The organism is Streptomyces sp. NPDC102451 (genome assembly GCF_044765485.1).
In the GTDB taxonomy this organism is placed as follows: Bacteria; Actinomycetota; Actinomycetes; order Streptomycetales; family Streptomycetaceae; genus Streptomyces.
Map to the genome: position 1 here is coordinate 113,390 of NZ_JBIWKD010000017.1, position 26,136 is coordinate 139,525.

20 protein-coding genes and 1 riboswitch are annotated in these 26,136 nt (G+C 72.3%); of the genes, 17 read left to right on the forward strand and 3 right to left on the reverse strand.

All coding sequences use genetic code 11. From position 1 onward, the window contains the following. The first annotated feature begins 92 nt into the window (after window positions 1-92). Window positions 93-1,100 carry a LacI family DNA-binding transcriptional regulator gene (locus tag ACIRD8_RS29945; RefSeq protein WP_403998276.1) on the forward strand — a complete coding sequence of 336 codons (1,008 nt, stop codon included), beginning with the start codon at window positions 93-95 and terminating at the stop codon, window positions 1,098-1,100. Between the two features lie 29 nt (window positions 1,101-1,129). Here ACIRD8_RS29945 and ACIRD8_RS29950 read toward each other — a convergent pair whose 3' ends face one another. Then, window positions 1,130-2,446, reverse strand: a complete 1,317-nt coding sequence (locus ACIRD8_RS29950; RefSeq protein ID WP_403998279.1) for a citrate/2-methylcitrate synthase — start codon at window positions 2,444-2,446, stop codon at window positions 1,130-1,132. Window positions 2,447-2,611: 165 nt separating this feature from the next. Between ACIRD8_RS29950 and ACIRD8_RS29955 the strand changes: the two genes are divergently transcribed. Together ACIRD8_RS29955 and ACIRD8_RS29960 are read left to right on the forward strand one after the other, a co-directional pair. Continuing rightward, the gene (locus tag ACIRD8_RS29955) at window positions 2,612-3,775 is read left to right on the forward strand and encodes a citrate synthase/methylcitrate synthase (RefSeq protein ID WP_403998430.1); all 1,164 of its coding nucleotides are present in this window, start codon (window positions 2,612-2,614) and stop codon (window positions 3,773-3,775) included. 21 nt (window positions 3,776-3,796) lie between these two features. Beyond that, entirely contained in the window at window positions 3,797-4,861 is a 1,065-nt protein-coding gene (locus tag ACIRD8_RS29960; protein WP_403998282.1) for a CobW family GTP-binding protein, read from the forward strand. Between the two features lie 76 nt (window positions 4,862-4,937). On the opposite strand, the gene ACIRD8_RS29965 is transcribed toward ACIRD8_RS29960, so the two are convergent. Then, window positions 4,938-7,388: a DNA topoisomerase (ATP-hydrolyzing) subunit A gene (locus tag ACIRD8_RS29965; protein ID WP_403998285.1), complete on the reverse strand. Its 2,451-nt coding sequence runs from the start codon at window positions 7,386-7,388 to the stop codon at window positions 4,938-4,940. Window positions 7,389-7,634: 246 nt separating this feature from the next. On the opposite strand from ACIRD8_RS29965, the gene ACIRD8_RS29970 reads away from it, so the two are divergent. The 4 genes from ACIRD8_RS29970 (at window position 7,635) to ACIRD8_RS29985 (ending at window position 12,498) form a co-directional block, all read left to right on the forward strand. Beyond that, window positions 7,635-8,987, forward strand: a complete 1,353-nt coding sequence (locus ACIRD8_RS29970) for a M16 family metallopeptidase (RefSeq protein ID WP_403998288.1) — start codon at window positions 7,635-7,637, stop codon at window positions 8,985-8,987. A gap of 26 nt (window positions 8,988-9,013) precedes the next feature. Continuing rightward, window positions 9,014-10,396 carry a M16 family metallopeptidase gene (locus tag ACIRD8_RS29975; protein ID WP_403998433.1) on the forward strand — a complete coding sequence of 461 codons (1,383 nt, stop codon included), beginning with the start codon at window positions 9,014-9,016 and terminating at the stop codon, window positions 10,394-10,396. Between the two features lie 191 nt (window positions 10,397-10,587). Further along, window positions 10,588-10,787, forward strand: a riboswitch (cyclic di-AMP (ydaO/yuaA leader). Between the two features lie 12 nt (window positions 10,788-10,799). Beyond that, window positions 10,800-11,576, forward strand: coding sequence for a M23 family metallopeptidase (locus tag ACIRD8_RS29980; protein ID WP_403998290.1), 777 nt, complete (start codon window positions 10,800-10,802; stop codon window positions 11,574-11,576). A gap of 223 nt (window positions 11,577-11,799) precedes the next feature. Continuing rightward, entirely contained in the window at window positions 11,800-12,498 is a 699-nt protein-coding gene (locus ACIRD8_RS29985; protein ID WP_403998293.1) for a GntR family transcriptional regulator, read from the forward strand. Between the two features lie 172 nt (window positions 12,499-12,670). Here ACIRD8_RS29985 and ACIRD8_RS29990 read toward each other — a convergent pair whose 3' ends face one another. Next, on the reverse strand, window positions 12,671-12,952 hold the full coding sequence (locus tag ACIRD8_RS29990) for an HPr family phosphocarrier protein (RefSeq protein WP_385507198.1): 282 nt from the start codon (window positions 12,950-12,952) through the stop codon (window positions 12,671-12,673). Between the two features lie 214 nt (window positions 12,953-13,166). On the opposite strand from ACIRD8_RS29990, the gene ACIRD8_RS29995 reads away from it, so the two are divergent. The 10 genes from ACIRD8_RS29995 to ACIRD8_RS30040 all read left to right on the forward strand — a co-directional run bounded on the left by ACIRD8_RS29995 (window position 13,167) and on the right by ACIRD8_RS30040 (window position 26,113). Further along, entirely contained in the window at window positions 13,167-16,160 is a 2,994-nt protein-coding gene (locus tag ACIRD8_RS29995; RefSeq protein ID WP_403998296.1) for a GNAT family N-acetyltransferase, read from the forward strand. Window positions 16,161-16,221: 61 nt separating this feature from the next. After that, a complete protein-coding gene (locus tag ACIRD8_RS30000) occupies window positions 16,222-16,818 on the forward strand; it encodes a DUF5998 family protein (RefSeq protein ID WP_403998299.1) in 597 nt (198 codons plus the stop codon). Then, a complete protein-coding gene (locus ACIRD8_RS30005; protein WP_403998302.1) occupies window positions 16,818-18,005 on the forward strand; it encodes an alkaline phosphatase family protein in 1,188 nt (395 codons plus the stop codon). The genes ACIRD8_RS30000 and ACIRD8_RS30005 overlap by 1 nt, the downstream gene beginning before the upstream one ends. A gap of 52 nt (window positions 18,006-18,057) precedes the next feature. Continuing rightward, window positions 18,058-18,708, forward strand: a complete 651-nt coding sequence (locus ACIRD8_RS30010) for a thymidine kinase (RefSeq protein WP_403998305.1) — start codon at window positions 18,058-18,060, stop codon at window positions 18,706-18,708. A gap of 150 nt (window positions 18,709-18,858) precedes the next feature. Beyond that, complete coding sequence (locus ACIRD8_RS30015; RefSeq protein ID WP_403998308.1) at window positions 18,859-20,091, forward strand: sensor histidine kinase; 1,233 nt, start codon at window positions 18,859-18,861, stop codon at window positions 20,089-20,091. Further along, window positions 20,091-20,765: a response regulator gene (locus tag ACIRD8_RS30020; RefSeq protein WP_403998311.1), complete on the forward strand. Its 675-nt coding sequence runs from the start codon at window positions 20,091-20,093 to the stop codon at window positions 20,763-20,765. The genes ACIRD8_RS30015 and ACIRD8_RS30020 overlap by 1 nt, the downstream gene beginning before the upstream one ends. Window positions 20,766-20,935: 170 nt before the next feature. Beyond that, the gene (locus ACIRD8_RS30025; RefSeq protein ID WP_403998314.1) at window positions 20,936-21,367 is read left to right on the forward strand and encodes a hypothetical protein; all 432 of its coding nucleotides are present in this window, start codon (window positions 20,936-20,938) and stop codon (window positions 21,365-21,367) included. 23 nt (window positions 21,368-21,390) lie between these two features. Then, window positions 21,391-22,155 carry an ABC transporter ATP-binding protein gene (locus ACIRD8_RS30030; RefSeq protein WP_403998317.1) on the forward strand — a complete coding sequence of 255 codons (765 nt, stop codon included), beginning with the start codon at window positions 21,391-21,393 and terminating at the stop codon, window positions 22,153-22,155. Further along, window positions 22,152-24,722 (forward strand): FtsX-like permease family protein, encoded by a 2,571-nt coding sequence (locus ACIRD8_RS30035; protein ID WP_403998320.1) that lies wholly within the window; start codon window positions 22,152-22,154, stop codon window positions 24,720-24,722. Before ACIRD8_RS30030 ends, ACIRD8_RS30035 begins: the two co-directional genes overlap by 4 nt. Before the next feature lie 182 nt (window positions 24,723-24,904). Beyond that, window positions 24,905-26,113, forward strand: a complete 1,209-nt coding sequence (locus ACIRD8_RS30040) for an MFS transporter (RefSeq protein WP_403998323.1) — start codon at window positions 24,905-24,907, stop codon at window positions 26,111-26,113. The last annotated feature ends 23 nt before the right edge of the window (window positions 26,114-26,136 follow it).

Here is a 26,136-nt window from a genome sequence, read left to right on the forward strand (position 1 = left end):
GGCCCTTGTCCTCCCGCCCTTCATCTGTGAGCGTTCTACGGGTATCCGCATCAGCGCAATCTTCTTGCGTTTCTTGCGCTAATCTTGCGTTCATGACGCGACGACTTGCTCAGGTTGCCCAGAAAGTAGGAGTCAGCGAGGCCACGGTCAGCCGCGTGCTGAACGGCAAGCCGGGCGTCTCGGACGCCACGCGGCAAGCCGTCCTCTCGGCTCTGGACGTGCTCGGCTACGAGCGTCCGACGCAGCTCCGCGGCGAGCGTGCCCGGCTGGTCGGACTGGTCCTCCCGGAGCTGCAGAACCCGATCTTCCCGGCCTTCGCCGAAGTGGTCGGGGGCGCGCTCGCCCAGCAGGGGCTGACCCCCGTGCTCTGCACGCAGACCAAGGGCGGGGTCTCCGAGGCCGACTACGTCGAGCTCCTCCTGCAGCAGCAGGTCTCCGGAGTGGTGTTCGCCGGCGGTCTGTACGCCCAGGCCGACGCCCCCCACGACCACTACAAGGTGCTCGCCGACCGCAAGATCCCGGTCGTCCTGATCAACGCCGCCATCGCCCATCTCGGATTCCCCGCCGTCTCGTGCGACGACTCGGTGGCCGTGGAGCAGGCCTGGCGGCATCTCGTCTCGCTCGGCCACGAAAGGATCGGGTTCGTCCTCGGCCCGGCCGACCACATGCCCTCGCAGCGCAAGCTCGCCGCCGCCCGCACGCTGGCCGCCGGGGCCGGGGCCACCGTGCCGGACGAGTGGGTCGCGCGGGCCATGTTCTCGCTGGAGGGCGGTCAGGCGGCCGCCACGCGACTGCTCGACCAAGGGGTCACCGGCATCATCTGCGCGAGCGACCCGCTGGCCCTCGGCGCGGTGCGCGCGGCGCGCCGCCGCGGCCTGTCCGTGCCCGGTGACGTCTCCGTCGTCGGCTACGACGACTCCGCGTTCATGAACTGCACCGAGCCGCCGCTGACCACGGTGCGCCAGCCGATCGAAGCGATGGGCAGGGCCGCGGTCGAGCTGCTCTCGGTGCAGATCGGCGGGCATGCGGTGCCGTCCGACGAGCTCCTCTTCGAGCCGGAGCTGGTCGTCCGGGGCTCCACGGCGCGGCCGCCCCGATAGAGGACGGTGAGAATTTCCGCCGGCTGTAGCTAATTTGCGGAGCCGCCGGTGCTCTTCGGGGCGGGCAGCGGCTGGGGCGGGCGCGGGCCGGTGTACTGCCCGCTGGGCCGCATGCGCAGCGGACGTTCCGCGTACTCCTCCATCGCGTGGGCGATCCAGCCCGCCGTGCGGGACACGGCGAACACCGTCTCGCCCGTTTCCGCGGGCATGCCGTACGCGACCGAGAAGATGGCCAGAGCCAGGTCGACATTGGCGTGCAGGGGCGTGTGGCGAGCGGTGGTGGCGACCACGTCACGGGCCGCAGCCATCGCCGGGGCCGCCTGTGGCATCTCGTCCAGCAGGGCGAACAGTGCGCCCGCCCGGGGGTCCTCGGCCGTGTAGAGGCGGTGGCCCAGCCCCGGCACCCGCCGGCCGGTTCGCAGGTGATCCGCGATGACCGGAGCGGCTCCGCCACGGTCCACGACCTCGGACAGCATGCGGTGCGCCAGCCCGCTCGCGGCACCGTGCAGCGGGCCCTCCAGCACGCCCAGCCCCGCGGAGACCACGGCGTACGGATGCGCGTGGGTCGACGCGGCGACGCGTGCCGCCAGGGTCGAGGCCGCGAGATCGTGGTCGGCCAGCAGTGCGAGCGCGGTGTCAAGCACGGCCAGTGCGGCCGCGTCGGCGGGACGTGCGGAGAGCTTGGGCCAGAGCCGGGCGGCGAGAGGGCCGTCGGCCGTGTCCCCGCCCTCCGGCCCCCCGGCCGTCGGCAATGCGCCCACCAGTGTGGGGATCAGGCTGCGCGCACTGTTGAGCACCCCCTCGGGGGAGAGGTCGAAGCGCAGCGGGTCGGCGGACGCGGCAGCGGCGACGGCGGCACGCAGCCGGTCCGTCGCGCTGCTGTGCCGCGGCATCGCGGCGGCCGTGCGCCGTGCCGCCGCGAGGGGTTCGGGCGCCGCGGCGAAGCGGATGCCCGGGCGGAGCTCCCCGGTCCAGATCCACTCGGCGACCTCCTCGTAGCCGTGGTGGCGGGCGAGCTCGGTCGCGTCGACGCCGCGGAAGAAGTAGCGGTCCGGCTCGATGAGCGTGATCCCGGTACGGAAGACCAGGTCCCCCGCGGCGGAAGGCGAAGGCTCCTTGCGGCCGGTGCGGCGGGCCAGGGCGTCGACCTCGGCCGCGTCGAACGTACTGCCGCGCCCGCCGGGGGTCCGCCTGCTGGCGAGCTGCCCCCGGCTCACGTACGCGTACACGGTCTCGGGCTTCACCCCGAGGCGTTCGGCCGCCTCCCGGGTGGTGAGCCTGGAGGTGGCCGCCCCTGCGGTTCCCGTGACCTGTGTACCGCTTCCGTGTGCCGCGTCATGCGTCATGGCGCCCACCGTATCCGTATCCATGGATGCCGGATCACTCCCAACGGGATTTCATATTGATTCAATCAACATTGACACCCGTTGAGTCAATCATGGACAGTCGAATCAATGTTCAGCTCATCGGTGGAGGAGAGACCTGCCATGCGTCCTGCCATGCAACCCGCCATGCCCGCCCCGCAGACGGAAGCCGCCCCGCCCGCCGTGCCCCGGGGTCTCGCCGGTGTGATCGTCACCGACACCGCCCTCGGAGATGTGCGCGGGCGTGAGGGCTTCTACCACTACCGGCAGTACTCGGCGATCGACCTCGCGCAGAGCCGCAGCTTCGAGGACGTCTGGTACCTGATGTTCCACGGCGAGCTGCCGGGGCGGGTGGAGAGCGAAGGCTTCGCCGCCCGTACGGCGGCCCTGCGCCGGCTGCCCGCCGAGGTGCGGGAGGCACTGCCCGCCATCGCGCGCGCCGGCATGGTCTCCGGCCCGCTCGCCGGACTGCGTACGGCGCTCTCGCTGCTCGGGGCCTCGGAGGGATTCCGCCCGGTGTACGACATCGACGCGGACCGGCGCCGCGAGGACGCGCTCGCCGTGTGTGCCGCGGTCCCGACCGTCCTGACCTCCCTGTACCGCCTCGGCCAGGGACTGGAGCCGGTCGAACCGCGTGACGACCTCCCGTTCGCCGCGAACTACCTGTACATGCTCACCGGCGAGGAGCCGGACGCCGCGCGGACCGCCGCCGTCGAGCGGTACCTCGTCTCCACCGTCGACCACGGTTTCAACGCCTCCACGTTCACCGCCAGGGTGATCGCCTCCACCGGTGCGGACGTCGCAGCCTGCCTCGGCGGAGCCGTCGGCGCGCTCTCAGGCCCGCTGCACGGCGGCGCACCCAGCCGGGCACTGGACACCCTGGACGCCATCGGCACCCCCGACCGTACCGACGGCTGGATCCGTGAACGGGTCCTCGCGGGGGAGCGGATCATGGGCTTCGGGCACCCCGTCTACCGTACGGAGGACCCGCGCTCACGCATGCTCCGCTCGGTCGCGCAGAGCTTCGGCGGCCCGCTCGTCGACTTCGCCGTCGAGGTGGAGCGCCAGGTGGAGGCGATCCTCGCCGAGCTCAAGCCGGGGCGCGAACTGCACACGAACGTGGAGTTCTACGCCGGAGTCGTCATGGAGCTCTGCGGACTGCCGCGTGAGATGTTCACCCCCACCTTCTGCGCCGCGCGCATGGTGGGCTGGAGCGCCAATATCCTGGAGCAGGCGGAGGACTCGAAGATCATCCGCCCGGCGGCCCGCTACACCGGGACCCCGCCCCCGCAGCCCGTACCGGCACTCTGAACGACCCGAGGAAGGCCCCCGTTGACCCCGCCCCACGCCCCGCAGATCCCGGTCGTCGTCCTCGCGGGGTTCCTCGGATCCGGCAAGACGACCCTGCTCAACCACCTGCTCCGCAACAGGGCGGGCAACCGGATCGGCGTCATCGTCAACGATTTCGGGGCCATCGAGATCGACGCCATGACCGTGGCGGGGCAGGTCGGTTCCACGGTCTCGCTGGGCAACGGCTGCCTGTGCTGCGCGGTCGACGCGAGTGAGCTCGACACCTACCTGGAGACACTGACCGGTCCGGCCGCCCGGCTCGACGTGATCGTCATCGAGGCGAGCGGTCTCGCCGAGCCCCAGGAGCTCGTACGGATGCTGCTGGCCAGCGACAATCCGCACATCCGGTACGGCGGACTGGTCGAGGTCGTCGACGCCGCCGAGTTCCCCGCCACCCGGGAGCGGCACCCCGAGATCGACCGCCACCTCGCGGTCGCCGACCTGGTCGTCCTCAACAAGACCGACCGGGTCGCGGACACGGAACTGCGGGCCGTGCGGGAGGCGGTCGGTGCGGCGGGCGGCGGGGCGGCCGTCATTGACGCCGCGTACGGGAGGATCGACCCGGAGCTGCTCTTCGATCCCGTGCTCCGGCCGGACGAGGACGACTCGTTCCGTCAGCTGACCTTCGAGGACCTGCTCCCGGAGGAGGACCGGGCGCACGACAGCCATCTGCACGCGTCGTACGAGAGCGTCTCCTTCACCTCGGACGTGCCGCTCAGCCCCCGCCGCTTCATGGCGTTCCTCGACTCCAGGCCCGCGGGCCTCTACCGGATCAAGGGCTTCGCCGACTTCGGCGCGGGCGACCCCGGCAACCGGTATGCCCTGCACGCCGTCGGCAGGTTCCTGCGCTTCGTGCCGCAGGGCTGGTCCCGCGGCGAACCGCGGCGGACCCAGCTGGTGCTGATCGGCTCCGGTATCGACGGCGAGGCGCTGCACAAGGAACTCGAGGGCTGCCAGGACGCGTGGCAGGACGCCACCGAGGAGCTGGAGCGCAGCATGTGGGGCGTCCTGCGTTACGTGCGGCAGCCGGACGGCGACGAGGCCTGAGGCCTCACCGTCCGGCGGAGGACTGTGCCCCCGCCGGAGGGCGGAGGCCTGAGCCCCCGCCGTCCGGCCAGGAGTCCTACAGAGGTCCTGCGACCACCGCGACCGGGCTCGTCAGCGGTGTGCCGGAGCCGTCACGGCGCGGATCCGGATCCGGCAGCTCGGCCGGTGCGCCGTTCTTCTGCGCCGCCCGCGCCGGTGTCTCGCCCGCCCAGGCGAACACCAGGACGTCCTCCCCCTTGAGGAAGCGCTGGCAGCGCACCCCGCCGGTGGCCCTGCCCTTGCGTGGGTACTGGTCGAACGGAGTCAGCTTCCACGTCCGCTCGGAGTCGTCCAGCGTGCCGTGCGATCCGGCGACCGTGAACACCGCGGCGTCCGCGGAGGGATCCACCGCGCTGAACGAGAGGACGGTGGCGTCCGCCGCCAGCTTCACGCCCGCCATGCCGCCCGCCGCGCGTCCCTGCGGACGCACCGACGCCGCCGGATAGCGCAGCAGCTGTGCGTCGGACGTGATGAAGACCAGGTCCTCCTCGCCCGTACGCAGCTGGGTGGCGCCCACGATCCGGTCACCGTCCCTCAGCGAGATGACCTCCAACTCGTCCTTGTTGGCCGGGTAGTCGGGCACCACGCGCTTCACCACCCCCTGCAGGGTGCCGATGGCCAGGCCCTGCGCCTCCTCGTCCAGGGTGGTGAGGCAGATCAGCTCCTCGTCCGCATCCAGCGTCAGGAACTCCGAGATCTGGGCACCGCCCGACAGGTTCGGAGCCGCATGGGTGTCCGGCAGCTGCGGCAGGTCGATCACCGAGAGCCGGAGCAGCCGGCCGGCGGACGTCACCGCGCCCACGTCCCCGCGTGCCGTCGCGGGGACGGCCGAGACGATCGCGTCGTGCTTCGCGCGCCTGGCGTCCTCGGCCTGGGCGACCGGCTCGGCGTTGGCCGTACGGGCCAGGAGGCCGGTCGAGGAGAGCAGCACCTGGCACGGGTCGTCGGCGACCTCCAGCGGCACCGAGGCGACCTGCGAACCCGCCGACTCCAGCAGCACCGTGCGCCGCTCGGTGCCGAACTTCTTCGCCACCGCGGCCAGTTCGGCCGAGACCAGCTTGCGCAGCTCCGCGTCCGACTCCAGGATCGCGGTCAGCTCGGCGATCTCCTCGGTGAGCTTGTCGCGCTCGGTCTCCAGCTCGATCCTGTCGAAGCGCGTGAGCCTGCGCAGCGGGGTGTCCAGGATGTACTGGGTCTGGATCTCGCTCAGCGAGAAGCGCTCCATCAGGCGCTCCTTCGCCTGCGCGGAGTTGTCGCTGTCCCGGATGAGACGGATGACCTCGTCGATGTCGAGAAGCGCCACCAGGAGCCCCTCGACCAGGTGCAGCCGGTTACGGCGCTTGGTCCTGCGGAACTCGCTGCGCCGGCGCACCACGTCGAAGCGGTGGTCGAGATAGACCTCCAGGAGCTCCTTGAGCCCCAGGGTGAGCGGCTGCCCGTCGACCAGCGCCACGTTGTTGATGCCGAAGGACTCCTCCATCGGCGTCAGCTTGTAGAGCTGCTCGAGCACGGCCTCCGGAACGAAGCCGTTCTTCACCTCGATCACCAGACGCAGACCGTGCGCCCGGTCCGTGAGGTCCTTGACGTCCGCGATGCCCTGGAGCTTCTTCGAGCCGACGAGGTCCTTGATCTTGGCGATCACCTTCTCCGGACCGACGGAGAAGGGCAGTTCGGTGACGACGAGACCCTTGCGACGGGCCGTGACGTTCTCTATGGCGACCGTGGCGCGGATCTTGAACGTGCCGCGCCCGGCGGCGTAGGCGTCCTTGATGCCGCCGAGGCCGACGATCCTGCCGCCGGTGGGCAGGTCGGGGCCGGGGACGAAACGCATCAGCGTCTCGAGGTCAACGCCCGGGTGCCGGATGAGGTGGCGGGCGGCGGCGACGACCTCCCCGAGATTGTGCGGGGGCATGTTGGTCGCCATGCCGACCGCGATCCCGGAAGCACCGTTGACCAGGAGGTTCGGGTACGCCGCCGGCAGGACGACCGGCTCCTGCTCCTGGCCGTCGTAGTTCGACTGGAAGTCGACGGTGTCCTCGTCGATCGACTCCGTCATCAGTGACGTGGCGTCGGCCATCCGGCACTCGGTGTACCGCATGGCGGCCGGCGGGTCGTCGTTGCCCAGCGAGCCGAAGTTGCCGTGCCCGTCGACGAGGGGCAGGCGCATCGAGAACGGCTGTGCCATGCGCACCAGTGCGTCATAGATCGACGCGTCACCGTGCGGGTGCAGTTTGCCCATCACTTCACCGACGACTCGTGCGCACTTCACGTAGCCGCGGTCGGGGCGCAGCCCCATCTCGTTCATCTGGGACACGATGCGGCGGTGCACGGGCTTCATGCCGTCGCGGGCATCGGGCAGAGCCCTGGAGTAGATCACCGAGTACGCGTACTCGAGGAAGGAGCCCTGCATTTCGTCGACGACGTCGATGTCGAGGATCTTCTCCTCGAAGTCGTCCGGCGGCGGGGTTTTCGTGCTGCGGCGGGCCATCGCGGCTGCGACTCCTTCACAGATTCTGTCGGGCAACCTCAGGTTCTGACGCCGACCATTGTGGACCGCCGCGCTGACAACGCCGACCTCGACCCGTCCGAAGCGGTCCTCGGGGGGTCCGCGGAGGCCCCGCGCGCGGCAGTGTCTACGACAACATTCACCCGGCGGGAACTTCGCCAGGTGCCCGTTCGCTTGCCTAGAGTGGCAGGTCCGGCAGGAAAACCTGTACCGATCGAAGGGACGTACATGCCCATGGGTCACACGGCCACAGCCCAGGCCGGTTCCGGCGGCTTGACGGCGACCGAGCACCGTCTGGCGAACGGCCTGCGGGTGGTGCTCTCCGAGGACCACCTGACCCCGGTCGCCGCGGTCTGCCTCTGGTACGACGTCGGCTCCCGCCACGAGGTCAAGGGGCGCACCGGCCTGGCTCACCTTTTCGAGCACCTGATGTTCCAGGGCTCGGGCCAGGTCAAGGGGAACGGGCACTTCGAGCTCGTTCAGGGGGCCGGTGGTTCCCTGAACGGCACGACCAGCTTCGAACGCACCAACTACTTCGAGACGATGCCGACACACCAGCTGGAGCTGGCCCTGTGGCTCGAGGCCGACCGGATGGGCTCCCTGCTCGCCGCGCTCGACGAGGAGTCCATGGAGAACCAGCGGGACGTCGTGAAGAACGAGCGCCGCCAGCGCTACGACAACGTTCCGTACGGCACGGCCTTCGAGAAGCTGACCGCCCTCGCGTACCCGGAGGGCCACCCGTACCACCACACGCCGATCGGCTCGATGGCCGACCTGGACGCGGCGACGCTGGAGGACGCGCAGGCGTTCTTCCGTACGTACTACGCGCCGAACAACGCGGTGCTCTCCGTGGTCGGGGACATCGACCCGGAGCAGACGCTCGCCTGGATCGAGAAGTACTTCGGCTCGATCCCGTCCCACGACGGCAAGCAGCCCCCGCGTGACGGCACGCTGCCCGGCATCATCGGCGAACAGCTGCGCGAAGTGGTCCAGGAGGAGGTTCCCGCGCGTGCGCTGATGGCCGCCTACCGGCTGCCGCACGACGGCACGCGCGAGTGCGACGCCGCGGACCTGGCGCTGACCGTGCTCGGCGGCGGCGAGTCGTCGCGTCTGCACAACCGGCTGGTGCGCCGCGACCGTACGGCCGTGGACGCCGGATTCGGGCTGCTCAGGCTGTCCGGCGCGCCGTCGCTGGGCTGGCTGGACGTCAAGACGTCCGGTGGTGTCGAGGTGCCGCAGATCGAAGCGGCCGTCGACGAGGAGCTGGCCCGCTTCGCCGAGGAGGGCCCCACTCCGGAGGAGATGGAGCGCGCCCAGGCGCAGTTGGAGCGCGAGTGGCTGGACCGACTCGGCACGGTCGCGGGCCGCGCGGACGAACTCTGCCGGTACGCCGTCCTGTTCGGCGACCCGCAGCTCGCCCTGACCGCGGTGGGCCGGGTGCTCGACGTGACGGCCGACGAGGTCAAGGCCGCCGCCCGGGCGCACCTGCGCCCCGACAACCGTGCGGTCCTGGTCTACGAGCCGGTCGAACCGGCCGACGAGACCGAGGGCACCGACGCGCCCGAGGGGGCCGACAAGTGACCGACGCCGCCGTGACTGGAGTAGCGATGGAGTACCACCCGCAGCCGACCGCCGGCGAGGCCAGGCCCTGGGCCTTCCCCGCGCCCGAGCGCGGCGCCCTGCCCAACGGGCTGACCGTGCTGCGCTGCCACCGGCCCGGCCAGCAGGTCGTCGCCGTGGAGATCTTCCTCGACGCCCCGCTGGACGCCGAGCCCGAGGGCCTGGACGGTGTGGCCACGATCATGGCCCGCGCGCTGTCCGAGGGCACGGACAAGCGCTCCGCGGAGGAGTTCGCCGCCGAGCTGGAGCGGTGCGGTGCCACGCTGGGCGCCCACGCGGACCACCCCGGTGTCCGCGTCTCCCTGGAGGTCCCGGCCTCCCGGCTGGCCAAGGCCCTCGGCCTGGTCGCCGAGGCGCTGCGGGCCCCGGCCTTCTCGGAGAGCGAGATCGAGCGTCTGGTGGGCAACCGCCTCGACGAGATCCCCCACGAGCAGGCCAACCCCGCCATGCGGGCCGCCAAGCAGCTCTCCAAGGAGCTCTTCCCCGCCACCGCACGGATGTCGCGCCCGCGCAGGGGCACCGAGGAGACCGTCGGGCGGATCGACGCCGCCGCCGTACGCGCCTTCTACGACGCCCATGTCCGCCCGTCCACGGCGACCGCGGTCGTCGTCGGGGACCTCACCGGGGTGGACCTGGACGCGCTGCTCTCCGACACCGTCGGGGACTGGTCGGGCAACGCGGGCCAGGCCCGGCCCGTCCCCCCGATCACCGCGGACGACTCCGGTCGTGTGGTCATCGTGAACCGTCCCGGCGCCGTGCAGACGCAGCTGCTGATCGGCCGGATCGGCGCGGACCGGCACGACAGCGTGTGGCCCGCCCAGGTCCTCGGCACCTACTGCCTGGGAGGCACCCTCACCTCCCGGCTGGACCGCGTGCTGCGCGAGGAGAAGGGCTACACCTACGGCGTCCGGGCCTTCGGACAGGTGCTGCGCTCGACGGCGCCCGGCTCCTCCGCGGGGGCGACCGGCGCTGCGATGCTCGCCATCAGCGGTTCCGTGGACACGGAGTCGACCGGCCCCGCGCTCGACGACCTCTGGAAGGTCCTGCGCACCCTGGCGGCCGAGGGGCTCACCGACGCCGAGCGCGAGACCGCCGTGCAGAACCTCGTGGGCGTGGCCCCGCTGAAGTACGAGACGGCGGCCTCCGTCGCGGGCACCCTGGCCGACCAGGTGGAGCAGCACCTGCCGGACGACTACCAGGCCGAGCTGTACGCGCGCCTGGCCGCGACCGGCACGGTCGAGGCGACCGCCGCCGTGGTCAACGCGTTCCCGGTCGACCGGCTGGTCACCGTGCTGGTCGGGGACGCCGCGCAGATCAAGGAGCCCGTGGAGGCACTCGGCATCGGCGAGGTGTCGGTCGTCAACGGCTGACGGAACGGGACATGACGGACCCCGGCGGGGGCACTCCCGCCGGGGTTCTGTCATTTGTCCGTTTTGAAAAGAAGGTTGGCATTCGTCCTGTGGGATGGGTGACAAAAGGTCCTTTCCGTTTGGCGGGGCCGAGGGGCGCGCTCTAGCGTCGGCTCGGCTGTCCGCCGGACGAATGCCGCATCCGCGGCGCCGGACAGTCATCGCCGAGTCCCCGTCAGGCGCGAGCCTGGGGAGCCGGGGACCCATGAAGTCCCTGGGGTGAATCGGATCCCTGCACCTCGTCGAGGGCCCAGTGATCCGTAGGAGACCTTCCTGCTCCGAACCCTCCCCCAAGGCCTAAAGGGCCAGGGGGCGCCCCCTGCTAACCCGGTAGGCGAGAAGGAAGGAAAGGACCAGCCCCTCCATGGCGTTCATCCGTGCCACCGGGAAGCACCGTGCCCCGAGCCGCCTGACGCGCAGGAGCGCCAAGGTCGCCGGCGTCGCCACCCTGGCCGCCACCGGCGTCATCGGTGCCACTGCCTCCCCGGCCCTCGCCGCGGATTCCGAGGCCGTCACCGCCACCGGACTGACCCAGACCGTCGCCCTCGACACCACCCTCGCCGCCCAGATCGAGGCCCAGGCGAAGGCACAGAAGCACCAGGCCGACGTCGCCGCGAAGGCCGCGGCCAAGGCGAAGGCGAAGGCCGAGGCCAAGCGCAAGGCGGAGGCCCGTGCCAAGGAGACCCGCGAGGAGAAGGCGCGCGCCGCCCGCGCCGCCGAGCGCGCCCGGCTGAACTCCTTCCACCTCCCGGTCGCCGGCTCCCACGTGACCACCGGCTACAAGTCCGGCGGCGCGCTCTGGTCCTCCGGCAGCCACTCCGGCGTGGACTTCCAGGCGGCGTCCGGCACCTCCGTCGTCGCGGTCGGCGCCGGCACGGTCGTCGAGGCCGGCTGGGGCGGCGCGTACGGCAACAACATCGTGCTCCGGATGAAGGACGGCACGTACACCCAGTACGGCCATCTCTCCTCGATCGGCGTCTCCGTCGGCCAGAGCGTCGGCTCGGGCGAGCGGATAGGCCTCTCCGGCTCGACCGGCAACTCCACCGGTCCGCACCTGCACTTCGAGGCCCGGACCACCCCCGAGTACGGCTCGGACATGGACCCCGTCGCCTACCTCCGCGCCCACGGCGTCCAGGTCTGACCCCACGCCGCACCACAGCGCTCCGACGAAGGCCCCGGCACCCGCCGGGGCCTTCGCCGCGTTCGGGGGCGGACGCGCGACGAAGCCCCCGCGGAAGTGCTCCCTGGCCAAAAGATATCCATGGATTCCACCCCGCCATCGGAAATTCCGGCCGGTTGCAATAGAGTCACAGAACAGGCGTCGATCGGCCGCGTTTCGCGGGGATTAAGGCGGAGGTTCGGACATGCGCATTCCCGCGCATTCGGTATGCACGGCAATCCGTGACGACATCGTCTCCGGTGTCTTCGAACGCGGCAGCCGCCTCACCGAGGAGGTGCTCGCGCGTCGCTACGGCGTCTCCCGCGTCCCCGTGCGCGAGGCGCTGCGCACCCTGGAGTCCGAGGGGTTCGTCGTCACGCGCCGGCACGCCGGCGCCTGTGTCGCCGAGCCCACGGAGCAGGAGGCCGCCGACCTCCTGGAGATCCGCATGCTCCTGGAGCCCCTCGGGGCGGCCCGCGCGGCCCAGCGGCGCACCGAGGCGCACCTCAAGGTGCTCCGCGGCCTGGTCAGGCTGGGTCAGGAGCGTGTGCGCCGGGGCGAGGGGGAGGATCTGCGCTCCCTGGGCGGCTGGTTCCACGAGACGCTGGCGCAGGCCTCCGGCAGCCCCGCGCTGATCGCGCTGCTGACCCAGCTCCGGCACAAGATCGCCTGGATGTACGCCGTCGAGCAGCCCGCCCGTCCCGCGGACTCCTGGGCCGAGCACGGCGCTCTCGTCGACGCCGTGGCGCGCCGCGACCCGGAGCGGGCCAGGGCGCTCGCCACCCAGCACGCCGAGCGGGCCACCGCGGCGCACCGGCTGCGACGCCCTCCCGTCCACACGCCGGGCGCGGCCCGGGTGAGGACTTCGCAACACCCCGTAAACACCGCGGGTGTCCGTCATTAACAATTGCGCCGTATACAAAGAGGGCCGTTATCGCAGGGCTTTATTTCTGCTGCCCTGAATCGGATTTTCCGGGGCTCCGGCCGCCCCGTACGGGAAACGGAAAAAGCCGCGGCTCCCGGTGGGGATGCCGCGGCTTTTCCGCAGAAAGAAATCCGGTTCGAAGTGGCCGGAATCAGACGGTCTCCGGGAGCTCCTCGAGCCCCTCGGTGACCAGCTTCGCCAGACGGTCCAGGGCGGCCTCGGCGTTGTCCGCCTCGGACGCGAGCACGATCTCCTCGCCGCCCTGGGCACCCAGGCCGAGCACCGCGAGCATGGAGGCGGCGTTCACCGGGTTGCCGTCCGCCTTGGCGATCGTCACGGGGACGCCGGAGGCCGTGGCGGCACGGACGAAGATGGAAGCGGGGCGGGCGTGCAGGCCCTCGGCCCAACCGACGTTGACGCGGCGCTCAGCCATGGTTCTGCCCTTCACGTATCAATGGGTTGTCTAGACCAGTCTCTCATGCAGTGCGGCATCGCTGTGCCCGGCGTCGCCGCCGGCCGTCCACCGCCCGCCGGCCCCCTCAGCGTGCCCCTGCCGCGACCCCGCCGCGACCGGTGCCCCCACGGCCTCCCGCCCGGTTCGGCCCGGGTTCGGGCCGAACGAAAAGCCCGAGCCGTAGGCTTTGCCCATGGAGCCCACTCCGGAGCAGAGTCCGCATCACGCGTACCCCGACCACTGGGAGGCGGACGTGGTGCTCCGTGACGGTGGCACCGCGCGGATCAGGCCCATCACCACGGACGACGCCGAGCGGCTGGTCAGCTTCTACGAGCAGGTGTCCGACGAGTCGAAGTACTACCGCTTCTTCGCCCCGTATCCGCGTCTCTCCGCCCGTGACGTCCACCGCTTCACCCATCACGACTACGTCGACCGGGTGGGACTGGCGGTGACGATCGGCGGCGAGTTCATCGCCACCGTCCGATTCGACCGGATCGACGGGCAGGGCCGGCCCGCCTCGGCACCCGCGGACGAGGCCGAGGTCGCCTTCCTCGTGCAGGACGCCCACCAGGGCCGCGGTGTGGCCTCCGCCCTCCTCGAACACATCGCGGCGGTGGCCAGGGAGCGGGGGATCCGCCGCTTCGCCGCGGAGGTGCTGCCCGCCAACAACAAGATGATCAAGGTGTTCCGGGACGCCGGGTTCACCCAGCAGCGCAGCTTCGAGGAAGGCTCCGTCCACCTCACCCTCGACCTCGAACCGACGGCCGAGTCCCTCGCCGTCCAGCGCGCCCGTGAACAGCGGGCCGAAGCGCGCTCCGTCCAGCGCCTGCTGGCCCCCGGGTCCGTCGCCGTCATCGGCGTCGGCCGGGCCCCCGGCGGCGTCGGCCGGTCGGTGCTGCGGAACCTCCTGGCCTCGGGCTTCACCGGACGCACGTACGCCGTGAACACGTCCTTCGCCGCCGGTACGGACACGGTCGAAGGGGTGCCCGCACACCGCTCCGTGAGCGAGATCGGTGAGCAGGTCGATCTCGCGGTCGTCGCCGTGCCGGCCGACCGGGTGCCCGAAGTCGTCGCCGACTGCGGCGAGAACGGGGTCCAGGGCCTCGTCGTCCTCTCCGCCGGTTACGCCGAGCGAGGCGCCGAGGGCCGGGAACGGCAGCGGGAACTGGTCCGGCAGGCCCGCTCGTACGGCATGCGGATCATCGGTCCGAACGCCTTCGGCATCATCAACACCTCCGGCGCGGTCCGGCTGAACGCCTCCCTCGCCCCCGAGTCGCCCAAGGCCGGGCGCATCGGGCTCTTCACCCAGTCCGGCGCCATCGGGATCGCCGTCCTGGCCGGTCTCCACCGCAGGAGCGCCGGACTGTCGGCCTTCATCTCGGCCGGTAACCGGGCGGACGTCTCCGGCAACGACTTCCTGCAGTACTGGTACGAGGACCAGGACACCGACGTCGCCCTGCTGTACCTCGAATCACTGGGCAATCCGCGCAAGTTCACCCGGCTCGCCCGCCGGACGGCCGCCGTGAAGCCGGTGGTCGTGGTGAAGGGCGCCCGGCACAGCGGAACCAACCCGCCGGGCCACGCCGTGCCCGTCAGCCGCATCCCCGACGCGACGGTCTCCGCGCTGATGCGCCAGGCGGGCGTGATCCGGGTCGACACGGTGACGGAGATGGTCGACGTCGGCCTGCTCCTCGCCGGCCAGCCCCTGCCGGACGGTCCCCGGGTGGCGATCTTGGGCAACTCGGAGTCGCTCGGCCTCCTCACCTACGACGCCTGCCTCGCGGAAGGGCTGCGCCCGCGCCCGCCCCGCGACCTCACCACGGTGGCGAGTCCGAAGGACTTCCGGAACGCGCTGGCGGAGGCGCTCGCCGACCGGACGTGCGACGCCGTGATCGTCACCGCGATCCCCTGGGTGGGGGAGGACGGCGAGGCCGAGACCGGTGACGGCGAGGTCCTGGCGGCGGCGCTGCGCGAGGCGGCGGCCACCGGCCCGGCCAAGCCGGTGGCGGTGGTGCACGTGGAGATGGGCGGCCTCGCGCAGGCGCTCGCGGCCGCCACGAGCACGGCCGCCCCACCCGCACACCGCCCGGCCGGCCCGGCCCCGCAGCCACCCGCCCCCGCGCCAGACGCCCCGGGCACGGGCGGATCCGCGGCCGGCACCCCGGGCACGGGCGGATCCGCGGCCGGCACCCCGGGCACGGGCGGATCCGCGCCCGACGCCCCTGGTGCGGGCGCCCCCCGGACCGCCGCTGCGGAGCCGGCCGCGTCCGGCAGGGGCGCGGGCGCCACCGGCGGCCCCGGGCCCTCCGCCGCCCAGATCCCCGCCTACCCCGCCGCCGAGCGAGCCGTCCGCGCGCTCGCCGAGGCGGTGAAGTACGCCCAGTGGCGGCGCCAGGCGGCCACCCCCGGCAAGGTGCCCGAATTCCTGGACGACACCATCGACGAGCACGGGACCGCCGCGCTGATCGGGACGCTGCTCGGCCCGGACCCCGACCCTCGCGGCCGTCCGCTCACCCACGACGAGGCCCGCGAGCTGCTCGCCGGTTACGGCGTCACCGTACGGCCGGCCCTCCCTGCCCCCGATCCGGAGGCCGCCGTCGCCGCCGCCGGGGAGCTCGGCTACCCGGTGGCCCTCAAGACCACCGCACCCCACCTCCGGCACCGCGCCGACCTCGGCGGTGTCCGGCTCGACCTCGCGGGCGAGAACGCCCTGCGGCGTTCGTACGACGAACTGACCGATCTGCTCGGCACCCCCGCCGAACTCCGGCCCGTCGTCCAGGCCATGGCACCCAGGGGCGTCGACACCGTCGTCAGGGCGTCCATCGACGCGGCCGCCGGAGCCGTCCTGTCCTTCGGGCTGGCCGGCGCGCCCTCCGAACTGCTGGGCGACACGGCCCACCGTCTCGTGCCCGCCACCGACCGCGACGCGGCCGAGCTGATCCGCTCCATCAAGGCGGCTCCGGTCCTGTTCGGCTGGCGCGGCTCCGCGCCGGCGGACACCGCGGCTCTCGAAGAGCTCCTCCTGAGGGTGTCCCGGCTGGTCGACGACCATCCCGAGGTGGTCTCGGTCACCCTGGAACCCGTGGTCGTGGCCACGCACGGCCTGACGGTGCTCGGGGCGAGCGTCCGGCTGGCCCCGCCGCCCGCCCGCAGCGATCTCGGTCCCCGCCGGCTCCCCAGCTACTGACCGCCCACGGACCCGCGCACAGCGTCCCCGGCAGCCACCGGCCCCCCGTAGGATGGTTCCCATGGCAAAGACCGGTACGACGACCCAGGGGCTGCGCGCGGCGATCGAGCGCAGCGGCTACTACCCGGCCCTCGTGGCCGAGGCGGTGGAGGCCGCCGTCGGCGGGGAGCCGGTCGCGTCGTACCTGGTGCACCAGGAGACCACCTTCGACTCCAACGAGGTCCGGCGCCACGTCACGGTCCTCGTCCTGACGGACACCCGCTTCATCGTCAGCCACACCGACGAGCAGGCCGCCGACACCAGCTCCCCGACGCCGTACGCCACGACGTCCACCGAGTCGGTCAAGCTCGACCGGATCTCGTCCGTCGTGGTCAGCCGGGTCGTCGCCAACCCCGAGAAGTACGTGCCGGGCACCCTGCCCCGCGAGGTCGTCCTGACCATCGGCTGGGGCGCGGTCTCCCGCATCGACCTGGAGCCCGCTGCCTGCGGGGACCCCAACTGCGAGGCGGACCACGGCTACACCGGCAGCTCCACCGCCGACGACCTGAGCCTCCGTGTCAGCGAGGCCGGGGACGGCCCGGACACCGTGCGCCAGACCCTCGCCTTCGCCCAGTCGCTCTCCGAGGCCACGGCCGCGACCGCGGCGACCACCCGCTGATGGCCCAGCCCGCCTGGCAGGACCCCGTTCTGCTCGCTCCCGAGGCCGCCCCCGTGCCCGAGTACGGCACCGGCTCGCTCGCCGATCTGCTGCCGACGCTCGCCGCGGGGCAGGGCGTGCCCGGCTTCGAGGCGGCGATCCCGGAGCTCACCCCCGCCGACCGGAACTGCGTCTTCCTGATCGACGGACTCGGCTGGGAGCAGATCAAGGCCCACCCGGACGAGGCGCCCTTCCTGCACTCGCTGCTCCCCACCTCGCGCGGGGGCACCGGCCGGCCGATCACCTCGGGCTTCCCGGCCACCACGGCGACCTCGCTCGCCTCCGTGGGCACGGGCCTCCCCCCGGGCGAGCACGGTCTTCCCGGCTACACGGTGCGCAACCCGGGGACGGGCGCGCTCATGAACCAGCTCCGCTGGAAGCCGTGGACCGACCTCAAGGCCTGGCAGCCGTACCCGACGGTCTTCGCGCTCGCCGACGCCGCCGGCGTGCGTACGGCTCAGGTCTCCGCCCCCGGCTTCGAGCAGACCCCCCTGACCAAGGTCGCGCTCAGCGGCGGTTCCTTCCTCGGCCGGCTCACCGGCGAGGACCGGATGGACCTGGCGGCCGAGCGGCTCGCCGCGGGTGACCGCTCCCTCGTCTACACGTACTACAGCGAGGTCGACGGCCAGGGGCACCGCTTCGGCGTCGACTCCGACGCCTGGCGCGGCCAGCTGATGTACGTCGACGGGTTGGCCCGTCGCCTCGCCGAGCAGCTGCCGCCCCGCTCGGCGCTGTACATCACCGCCGACCACGGCATGATCGACATCCCGTTCGACGAACAGTCCCGCATCGACTTCGACGAGGACTGGGAGCTGAGCGCCGGGGTCGCCCTGCTGGGCGGCGAGGGCCGGGCCCGCCATGTGTACGCGGTCCCCGGCGCCCAGGCGGACGTGCTGACCGTCTGGCGCGAGGTGCTCGGCGAGCAGTTCTGGGTGGCGAGCCGTGACGAGGCGATCGCGGCGGGCTGGTTCGGCCCCCGGATCGACGAGCGGGTGTACGGCAGGATCGGCGACGTGGTGGCGGCCGCCCATGACGACGTGGTGATCACCGCCTCGGCCAAGGAGCCGCACGAGTCGGCGATGGTGGGGATGCACGGATCGCTGACCCCCGTCGAACAGCTGGTCCCGCTCCTCGAAGTACGCTCGTAGCCGACGTTTTCCCGCTCCCCCCGCACCCACCTCCGAAAGGCCGCTCCCTCTCATGCCCGAGCTCGTGTTCTTCTCCGGGACGATGGACTGCGGAAAGAGCACCCTGGCTCTCCAGATCGGCCACAACAGGTCGGCGCGTGGCCTGCAGGGTGTGATCTTCACCCGGGACGACCGGGCGGGTGAAGGGAAGCTGTCCTCGCGGTTGGGGCTGGTGACGGAGGCCGTCGAGGCGGACGAGGGGATGGACCTGTACGCGTACCTCGTTGCCCAGCTGACCAAGGGCGGCAGGGCCGACTACGTGATCGTGGACGAAGCGCAGTTCCTGGCTCCGGCTCAGATCGATCAACTGGCCCGTGTCGTGGACGACTTGGACATGGATGTCTTCGCCTTCGGCATCACGACGGACTTCCGCACGAGACTGTTCCCCGGTTCGCAGCGACTGATCGAGCTGGCCGACCGGATCGAGCAGCTCCAGGTCGAGGCCCTCTGCTGGTGCGGCGCCCGTGCCACGCACAACGCGCGGACCATAGACGGCGAGATGGTCGTCGAGGGCGCACAGGTCGTGGTCGGTGACGTGAACCGGCCGATGGGCGAGATCGGCTACGAGGTGCTCTGCCGCCGTCACCACCGGCGCCGGATGACCGCCGCGTCCGCTCGCACGGGTGCACTGTCCCCGGACGTCCTGCCCGTGTCATCTGCTTGACGCCCGTCGCCGCCGTGCCGCGCACCGGTCCCGTGCTGAGGCAGTATGGGCGCAGGAGGGCGTCGCCCTCATCGTGAAGTCCTTCCCGCCCGAAGGTACTTGTGCCACGGGTCCCGGTTGCGCTTCTGCCGGATGAGAAAGGTGCGACGGTTGGCTGAGGAGACGACGGTCCCGGTCGCGTCGCCCTGGACGGCGCTGTCCGGCCGGTACGGACGCGCCGTCGCCCGGGCCTGCGACCTGGGTATCGCACTGGTGGTCCTGGTGGCGGCTGGGTACTACGACGCCGAGTACGACATGCTCCTGGGCGGGCTGATGGCGCTGTGCCTGCTGGCCCGCCGACGGTTCCCCGGCACGGTGATGGCAGTCGTCCTGGCGCTGGGCGTCGTCCAGTTCGTCCTGTACGGACTGCCCGAGCTCCCGCTGGTGTCGGCGCCGGCCTCGTACGACGTGGCCGTGCTGTTCGCCATGATGTCGGTCATCCACCATTCCCGGACGACCTGGATGCCGTATCTCGCGGGCGCCGTGGTGCTGCTCGCCACGGCGGCCGGGACGGTGGGGGCGCCGGCTCTCGGCATCGAGCCGTTCATCGATCCCGAAGCGCTCCTGATCTTCTGGGGACTGACGCTGACGGTCTGGCTGACGGCCTTCGCCCTGCACACGCGGCGCCTCTACGCGGAGAGCCAGGCGGCCCGCGCCTGGCACGTCGAGCGGGAACAGGAGCAGCGCGTCCGGCTGGCCGCGGCCCGGGAGCGGGCCGAGATCGCCCGTGAACTGCACGACGTGGTGGCGCACAGCCTGGCCGTGATGATCCTTCAGGCCGACGGCGCCGAGTCGGTGCTGCGGAAGTCGCCGGACATGGCGGAGTCCGCGCTGAGGACGATCGCCGCCACGGGCCGGGACGCGATCGACGACATGCACCGCATCGTCCGGGTGCTGCGCGAGGGAAACCAGGACCCGGCCGACGGCGACCCGCCACGGCGCCTGGTCACCCTCGACGAGATCCAGGTGGTCGCCGAACGCGCCCGGACCGCCGGGCTGACCGTGGACGTGTCGGTCGAGGTCGGCGAAGGACTGCTGTCGCCGGCCGAGGAGATAACAGCCTTCCGCATCGTCCAGGAGTGCCTCACGAACGTGCTCCGTCACGCCGGAGCCGGGGCCGGGGTCGACATCCGGCTCCACGAGGAGCAGGGCACCCTGCTGATCGGTGTGGTCGACGACGGAGCGGGCACCCTCGCCGGCCGGGGCGTCGGTGGGCGCCCCGGAGGGAACGGACTCGTGGGGATGCGCGAGCGGGTGGAGCTCGCCGGCGGCAGCTTCGAGGCCGGCCCCCGGCTCGGCAACGGATGGCACGTACACGCCTCGATTCCGACAAGGACGAAGTGATGACGCAGGCAGACAGACCGATCCGGGTGGCCGTCGTGGACGACCAGCCGCTGATCCGGGCCGGTTTCTCCATGGTGCTGGCAGGTCAGGACGACATCGAGGTCGTGGGGGAGGCGGAGAACGGGGCCGACGCCCTCGACCTGCTGCGCAGGGTCGAGGCGGACGTCGTCATCATGGACATCCGCATGCCCGTCATGGACGGCATCCAGGCCACGGAGCAGCTGATGCGGATGGACGATCCGCCCGGGGTGCTGGTGCTGACCACCTTCGACAACGACGAGGACGCGTTCGCGGCGCTGCGCAGCGGAGCGGGCGGCTTCCTGCTGAAGAACGCTCCCGCCGCGGACGTCGTGAACGCCATCCGGGTCCTGGCCGCGGGGGAGTCCGTGGTGGCGCCGCGTATCACCCGGCTGCTCCTGGACCGGGTCTCCGACCGGCTGGGACCGGCGAACGGACAGGCCGAACGGCTGGACGTCCTCACCGCGCGCGAGCGGGACGTGCTCGCCCTCGTCGCCCGGGGACTGTCCAACGCCGAGATCGCGGCGGAGCTGTATGTCGCGCAGGCCACGGTGAAGACGCACCTGGGCAACCTGATGGCGAAGCTGCACCTGCGCGACCGTGCCCAGGCCGTCGCGTTCGCCTATGAGTCGGGGCTCGTCCGTCCCTCCCCCTGAGGGTGCAGAAGCGCCGCCGGGTTCTGCCCCTGGGGGTGCAGGAGCCACCTCGTCCGGCGTACCAGATCCGCCGCGTCCGGTCTCGGATTCGTGGCCGATGTCCGGCGGGCCGCCGGACTCCAGACTTCTCACTGTCGCCGAACGCGGCCGAGAACACACTGGAGGACCCGATGAGCACCACGCCCACCACGCAGAACCGCAAGCGGAACCGCCTCGTCATCGGCGCGGTCGCGGCCGTGATCGCCGCGGCCCTGGCTGCCGGGGCGGCCTACTGGTGGCAGGACCGCAACGAGCTCAGCCAGGCGTCCGCCGAGGACTGCCGACTGGCGCAGCGCATCATCACCGAGGCCGAGGCGATCTCCACCGGCCCGGTGCCGGACGCGGAGAAGTGGTGGAGGGAAACCGGCGACGAGCGCCGCGCGCAGATGAAGGACGGCTACCTCGGAGCCAAGATCTCCCAGTACGAGGGGTGGGCGCTGGAGACCGCCAAGAAGTCCCCCGAAGCGCCGTCCACGAAGGACGTGAAGAACCTTCAGGAGGACACGCAGGGACACTGCTCGGATTCCGGCGTCACCCTCTCCATGCCGCCGCTCGGCTCCTGACCCGGACTGCGAGCACCGTCCCCATGGCTCTCCACATCGCCCGAGGCCACACACCGGACGACGTCATCACGGCCACCGCCCTGGTCAAGACCTACCGCCAGGGCACCGCCGAGGTGCGGGCCCTCGACGAGGTGTCCGTCGGTGTCCGGCGCGCCCGGTTCACCGCCGTCGTCGGCCCCTCCGGGTCGGGGAAGTCGACCCTGATGCACTGCGTCGCCGGACTCGACACCGTCACCTCCGGCAGCATCGTCCTGGACGGGACGGAGATCACCGGGCTGTCCGACCGGCAGCTGACCCGGGTGCGCCGGAAGCGGATCGGTTTCGTCTTCCAGTCGTTCAACCTGCTGCCGCAGCTCACGGCCTACGAGAACATCGTGCTGCCCGTCACCATGTCCGGCGGGCGCCCGGACCGCGAGCTGGTGGACCACCTCTGCGAAGTCCTCGGCATCGCCCACCGGATGTCGCACCGCCCTGCCGAGCTCTCCGGGGGCCAGCAGCAACGGGTCGCCGTGGCACGGGCGTTGGTGGCCCGGCCGGCCGTGGTCTTCGCCGACGAACCCACCGGCAACCTCGACTCCCGGGCCGGCGCCGAAGTCCTCACCGTGCTGCGCCGGTCCGTCGACGACCTCGGCCAGACGGTCGTGATGGTCACCCACGACCCCGCGGCCGCGCGGTACGCGGACCGGGTGCTGACCCTCGCGGACGGACGTGTCGTGAAGGACGAGCACACCGCCCCCTCCGGGCGGGCCGCCGCACTCACCACCGACGACTCGGGCAGGCGCCGATGAGGACTCCGTGGCGTGCGACCGTCCTCGGCTCCCAGGTGGCGGAACTCCTGAGGCGGCCCGGACGGTTCGCGGCGACCGGACTGTCGCTGCTGATCGCGGCGTTCGTCGTCTTCGGGGCCGTCATGGCCCAGCAGATCATCACCGCGACGGTCGTCGAGAAGTTCCGCGGAACACCCGAAGCGGTATCGCTGGTGGTCACACCCGGCGACGACGGTGAGGACATCGGCGAGGCCCGCCTCCGCGAGGTCCGGAGGACGCCCGGAGTCACCGAGGCCGTCGGCCGGATGGACGGCGGCAGCCCGCTGGCCGGCAGCGCCGTCGAGCGCTACCTCGATCTGTCCGCGGACCCGGGCACCGGCGCCCTGGCGGAAGTCCGCTTGCTCGACGGTACGTACCCCTCCGGCCCGGGCCGGCTTGCCGTCAACACCGTGGCCGCAGAGGAATACGCACTGGCTCCGGGATCGTCGCTCATCCTGCTGCAGCCCGAAGCCGATGGCGAAGGCACCCGACGGGTGACGGTCGAGGTCAGCGGCATCGTCCGCAGCACCGCCACGAACGACTCGGTGCCCACGGGGTACGCCCCCGGCCCCCAACTCGGGCAGCTGCTCGGCGTGTCGGGCTACTCCCGCATCGACATCCGCGCCGGCACCGCGTCCTCCGCGGCCGGTTCCGGGCCGGCGGAGCTGGCGGAGCGGATCCGGCAGACGGTGCCTGGAGCACGGGTGCGGCCCGGCGACGAGGTGCGGGAGGAGGAGGCCCGTGAGGCGGTGGCGGAGGCGAAGGACATCCTGGAGCTGGTCACCGTCTTCCTCGCTGTCGCGGTCGGCGCGGCCGTTCTCGTCGCGACCTCCACCTTCCGCATCGTCTTCGCACGGCGCGTACGCCAGCTGGCGCTGCTGCGCGCCATCGGCGCGACCCCGCGACGGCTGGCCGCCGCGCTCGTCGTCGAAGGGGCGGTGGTCGGCCTGCTGGCCGGCACGACCGGTGTGCTGGCGGCCCGGGGCTGCGGTCAGCTCGCCCCTCCGGTCGCCGGATGGTTCGGGCACGACCTGTTCGCCCCCTCCCGGGTCCCGCTGACGGAAGCCGTTCTCACCGTCCTCGGCACCGTCGTCCTGGCGGCTCTGGCGGTCCTGGCCCCCTCCCTGAGCGCCTCACGGGTCTCCCCGCTGCAAGCCCTGCGGAGCGCGGCGGGCGGAGAGGACGCCGCGGGCGGCACCGGACGGACCGTGCTGGGCCTGCTGTGCGCGGCGGGCGCCGCGTGTCTCGCCCGGCAGCAATACGCCGGGCTGCCCGAGCCCGGCGACACGGGGTACGACCGGTTCGAGGCGCTGACCGTCGTGGTGCTCTCGGGCGGGCTGGCCTTCCTGGCCCTGATCGCACTCGGCCCCCGTCTGGTCCGGCCGGTGCTGTCGGCCGTCGCCGTGCCACTGCGCCGCACCGGTGCCGCCGGACGCCTCGCGGTCGCGGGCGTCGGAGGCGCACCCGGACGGGCGGCCTCGGTCTCGGTCGTCGTCGCCCTCGGCATCTGCCTGGTCGGCACGGCCCTGACCTGCCTCGCCTCCCTGAACGCCTACGAGCGGTACCGGCAGGCGGTGGAGGCGCCCGCCGACTTCCACCTGTTCGCGAGGGACAGCGACTCGCTGGACCGGTCGCTGGCAGCCGATCTGGCCACTCACCCCGAACTGGCCGATGTCACCGCGTTCCGCACGGCGGAGGTCGTCGAGAGCACCCGCAGCGCGACGGTCTCCGACCTCGACCTCGGCACCGTGCGCTCCGGAGTGGGCCTGACCGCCCGTACGGGCTCCCTCGGCCAGCTCGACCCTGCCCACGTCGTGGTGGACGCCGACCACGCCCTCCGGCTCGGCGTCCGGGCGGGCGATCGCGTGACGCTGACGTTCGACGGCCGTCCCGTCCAGCTCACCGTGGCGGCGACGCTGCCCGGAACCGGACCCTACGGCGGGAACTTCTTCGTCCCCGCCGCGGACCTCAGCCGCATGGGAATGGAAGCGGTGCCCACCGCGGTCACCGCGAACGCCTCGCAGGGCGACGCGCAGGGGCGGATACGCGCCCAGCGTGCCATCACCGACACGCTGACCGGCCCGGAGCGGGGCGACGGCCGCGTCATCGCCGAGGACACGGCCGGACAGGCCGGGGAGTCGGACGACCTGCGGACGATGACCACGACAGTGATCATGGTCCTGGGGCTGACGGTCCTGGTGGCGGTCGCCGGAGTCGCGACCACGGCCGGTCTCACCGTCGTCGAACGCAAGCGCGAGTTCGGGCTGTTGCGTGCCCTGGGTCTCGGTGGAGCGGCCGTGCACCGCATGGTCACGGTGGAGTGCGCGCTCTACGGTGTACTGGGCGGAGTCCTCGGTCTGGCCCTCAGCATGCCGTACTCCTGGCTGGTGGTCCGTGTCGCACAGACGAGCGCCCCGTTCAGCGTCCCCGCCGGGGAACTCGCGGTGGTCTTCACCGTCCTCGTCCTGGTGACCGCCGCCGCGGGAATGGTGCCCGCTCTCAGTGCCTCCCGGACCTCCCCGACAGTCGCCGTGGCCCGGACCGAGTAGCCGGAGGGCGGGCAGGGGAGGGGAAGCCGTGGCCGCCGCCCTGCCCCGCGCCCCACTGTGAACTCCACGTGTACGGACGCCGTTTCGCCGCCCGGCGCGGGTACCTTCGTCCACGTGCCAGAGAAGACACCCCACGGCTTACGCGTGATCCACCCCCTGCCCATGGGGGCGGCCCGATCACGGTGATCACGCCGGCAGAACCGTCCGCGCCGGCGGGCCGCCGCCCGCCCCCGTCCGCCCGGCGGAGGCATGCGGCGGTCGGCGGCGCCCTGATCGCGGCGTTCGGCGGCTTCGCGAGCTTCAACCTGCTGCTCTCCGCCCTGCCTGCCTACGCCGTCCGCTCCGGCGCCGGGCCGGCGGGCGCCGGAGCGCTCACCGCCACCCTGATGGGGGCCACCCTGGCCGTCCAGCCGTTCACACCGCGGCTCTTCGCCCGGCTCGGCCGACGCAATTCCCTCGCGGTGAGCGGTGCCCTGCTGGGGCTGCCCTGTCTGGCTCTGCCGGCCGCCTCCACGCTGACCGCCCTGCACGGCCTCGCGGCGGTACGCGGGCTGGGCTTCGGCGTCTTCGTCGTCGCCGGGGTCACCTTCACCACGGAACTCTTCCCCTCCGCCCACCGGGGGCGGGCCATCGGCTGGTACGGCGCCGTGGTCGGTGTCTCCGGCGTCCTGGGCGCTCCGCTGGGAATCGCACTGGCCCGGCAGGAGGCGTACGGCCTCGTCTTCGCCCTCGCGGCGGGTGCGGCCGGTCTGGTCGTGGCCGGATCGTTCGGCTTCCCCCGGGAAGCGGCGTCCGCGCGCCCGGCTGCGCCCCGGGCCGGCCGGAACCGGAGCGGGACATGGACGTCGTTGCGCCCCATGACCGGCCCCCTGCTGCTGGAGATCGCCTCCACCACGGCGTACGGCGTCGTCTTCACCTTCCTGCCGCTGACCGCACCGGCCGCGGCCGAGGCGCTGTTCGCCGCGCAGGCATCCTCCGTGCTCGCCCGGCTCGGCGCCGGGTGGCTCATCGACCGGTACGGCGGACGGCCGGTGCTGGTACCCGCCGTCCTCCTCACCGCGCTCGGCACCGCTGCGGGCTCGGCGTCGCACGAGACCGCGCTGCTGGTGGCCGGCGCCGTGCTGTTCGGGTCAGGCTTCGGCGCCGTCCAGAGCGCCACCCTGGTGCTGGTCATGCAGGCGGCCGACGACAGCGCCGCCCGGCTCGGCCTGGCCGGAGTCGCGTGGAACATCGCCTTCGACGCCGGCACCGGAATCGGCTCGCTCGCGGGCGGCCCCCTGCTCGCCGCAGGCGGCCCGGCCACCCTCTTCGGGGCGACGGCGGCGGTCCTGGCCGGGCTGCTCCTGCTCCCCACGACCCGGCGCCTCTGTCGCCCGGACGGAGGGAGATGACGGCCGGCATATCGGCGTACACG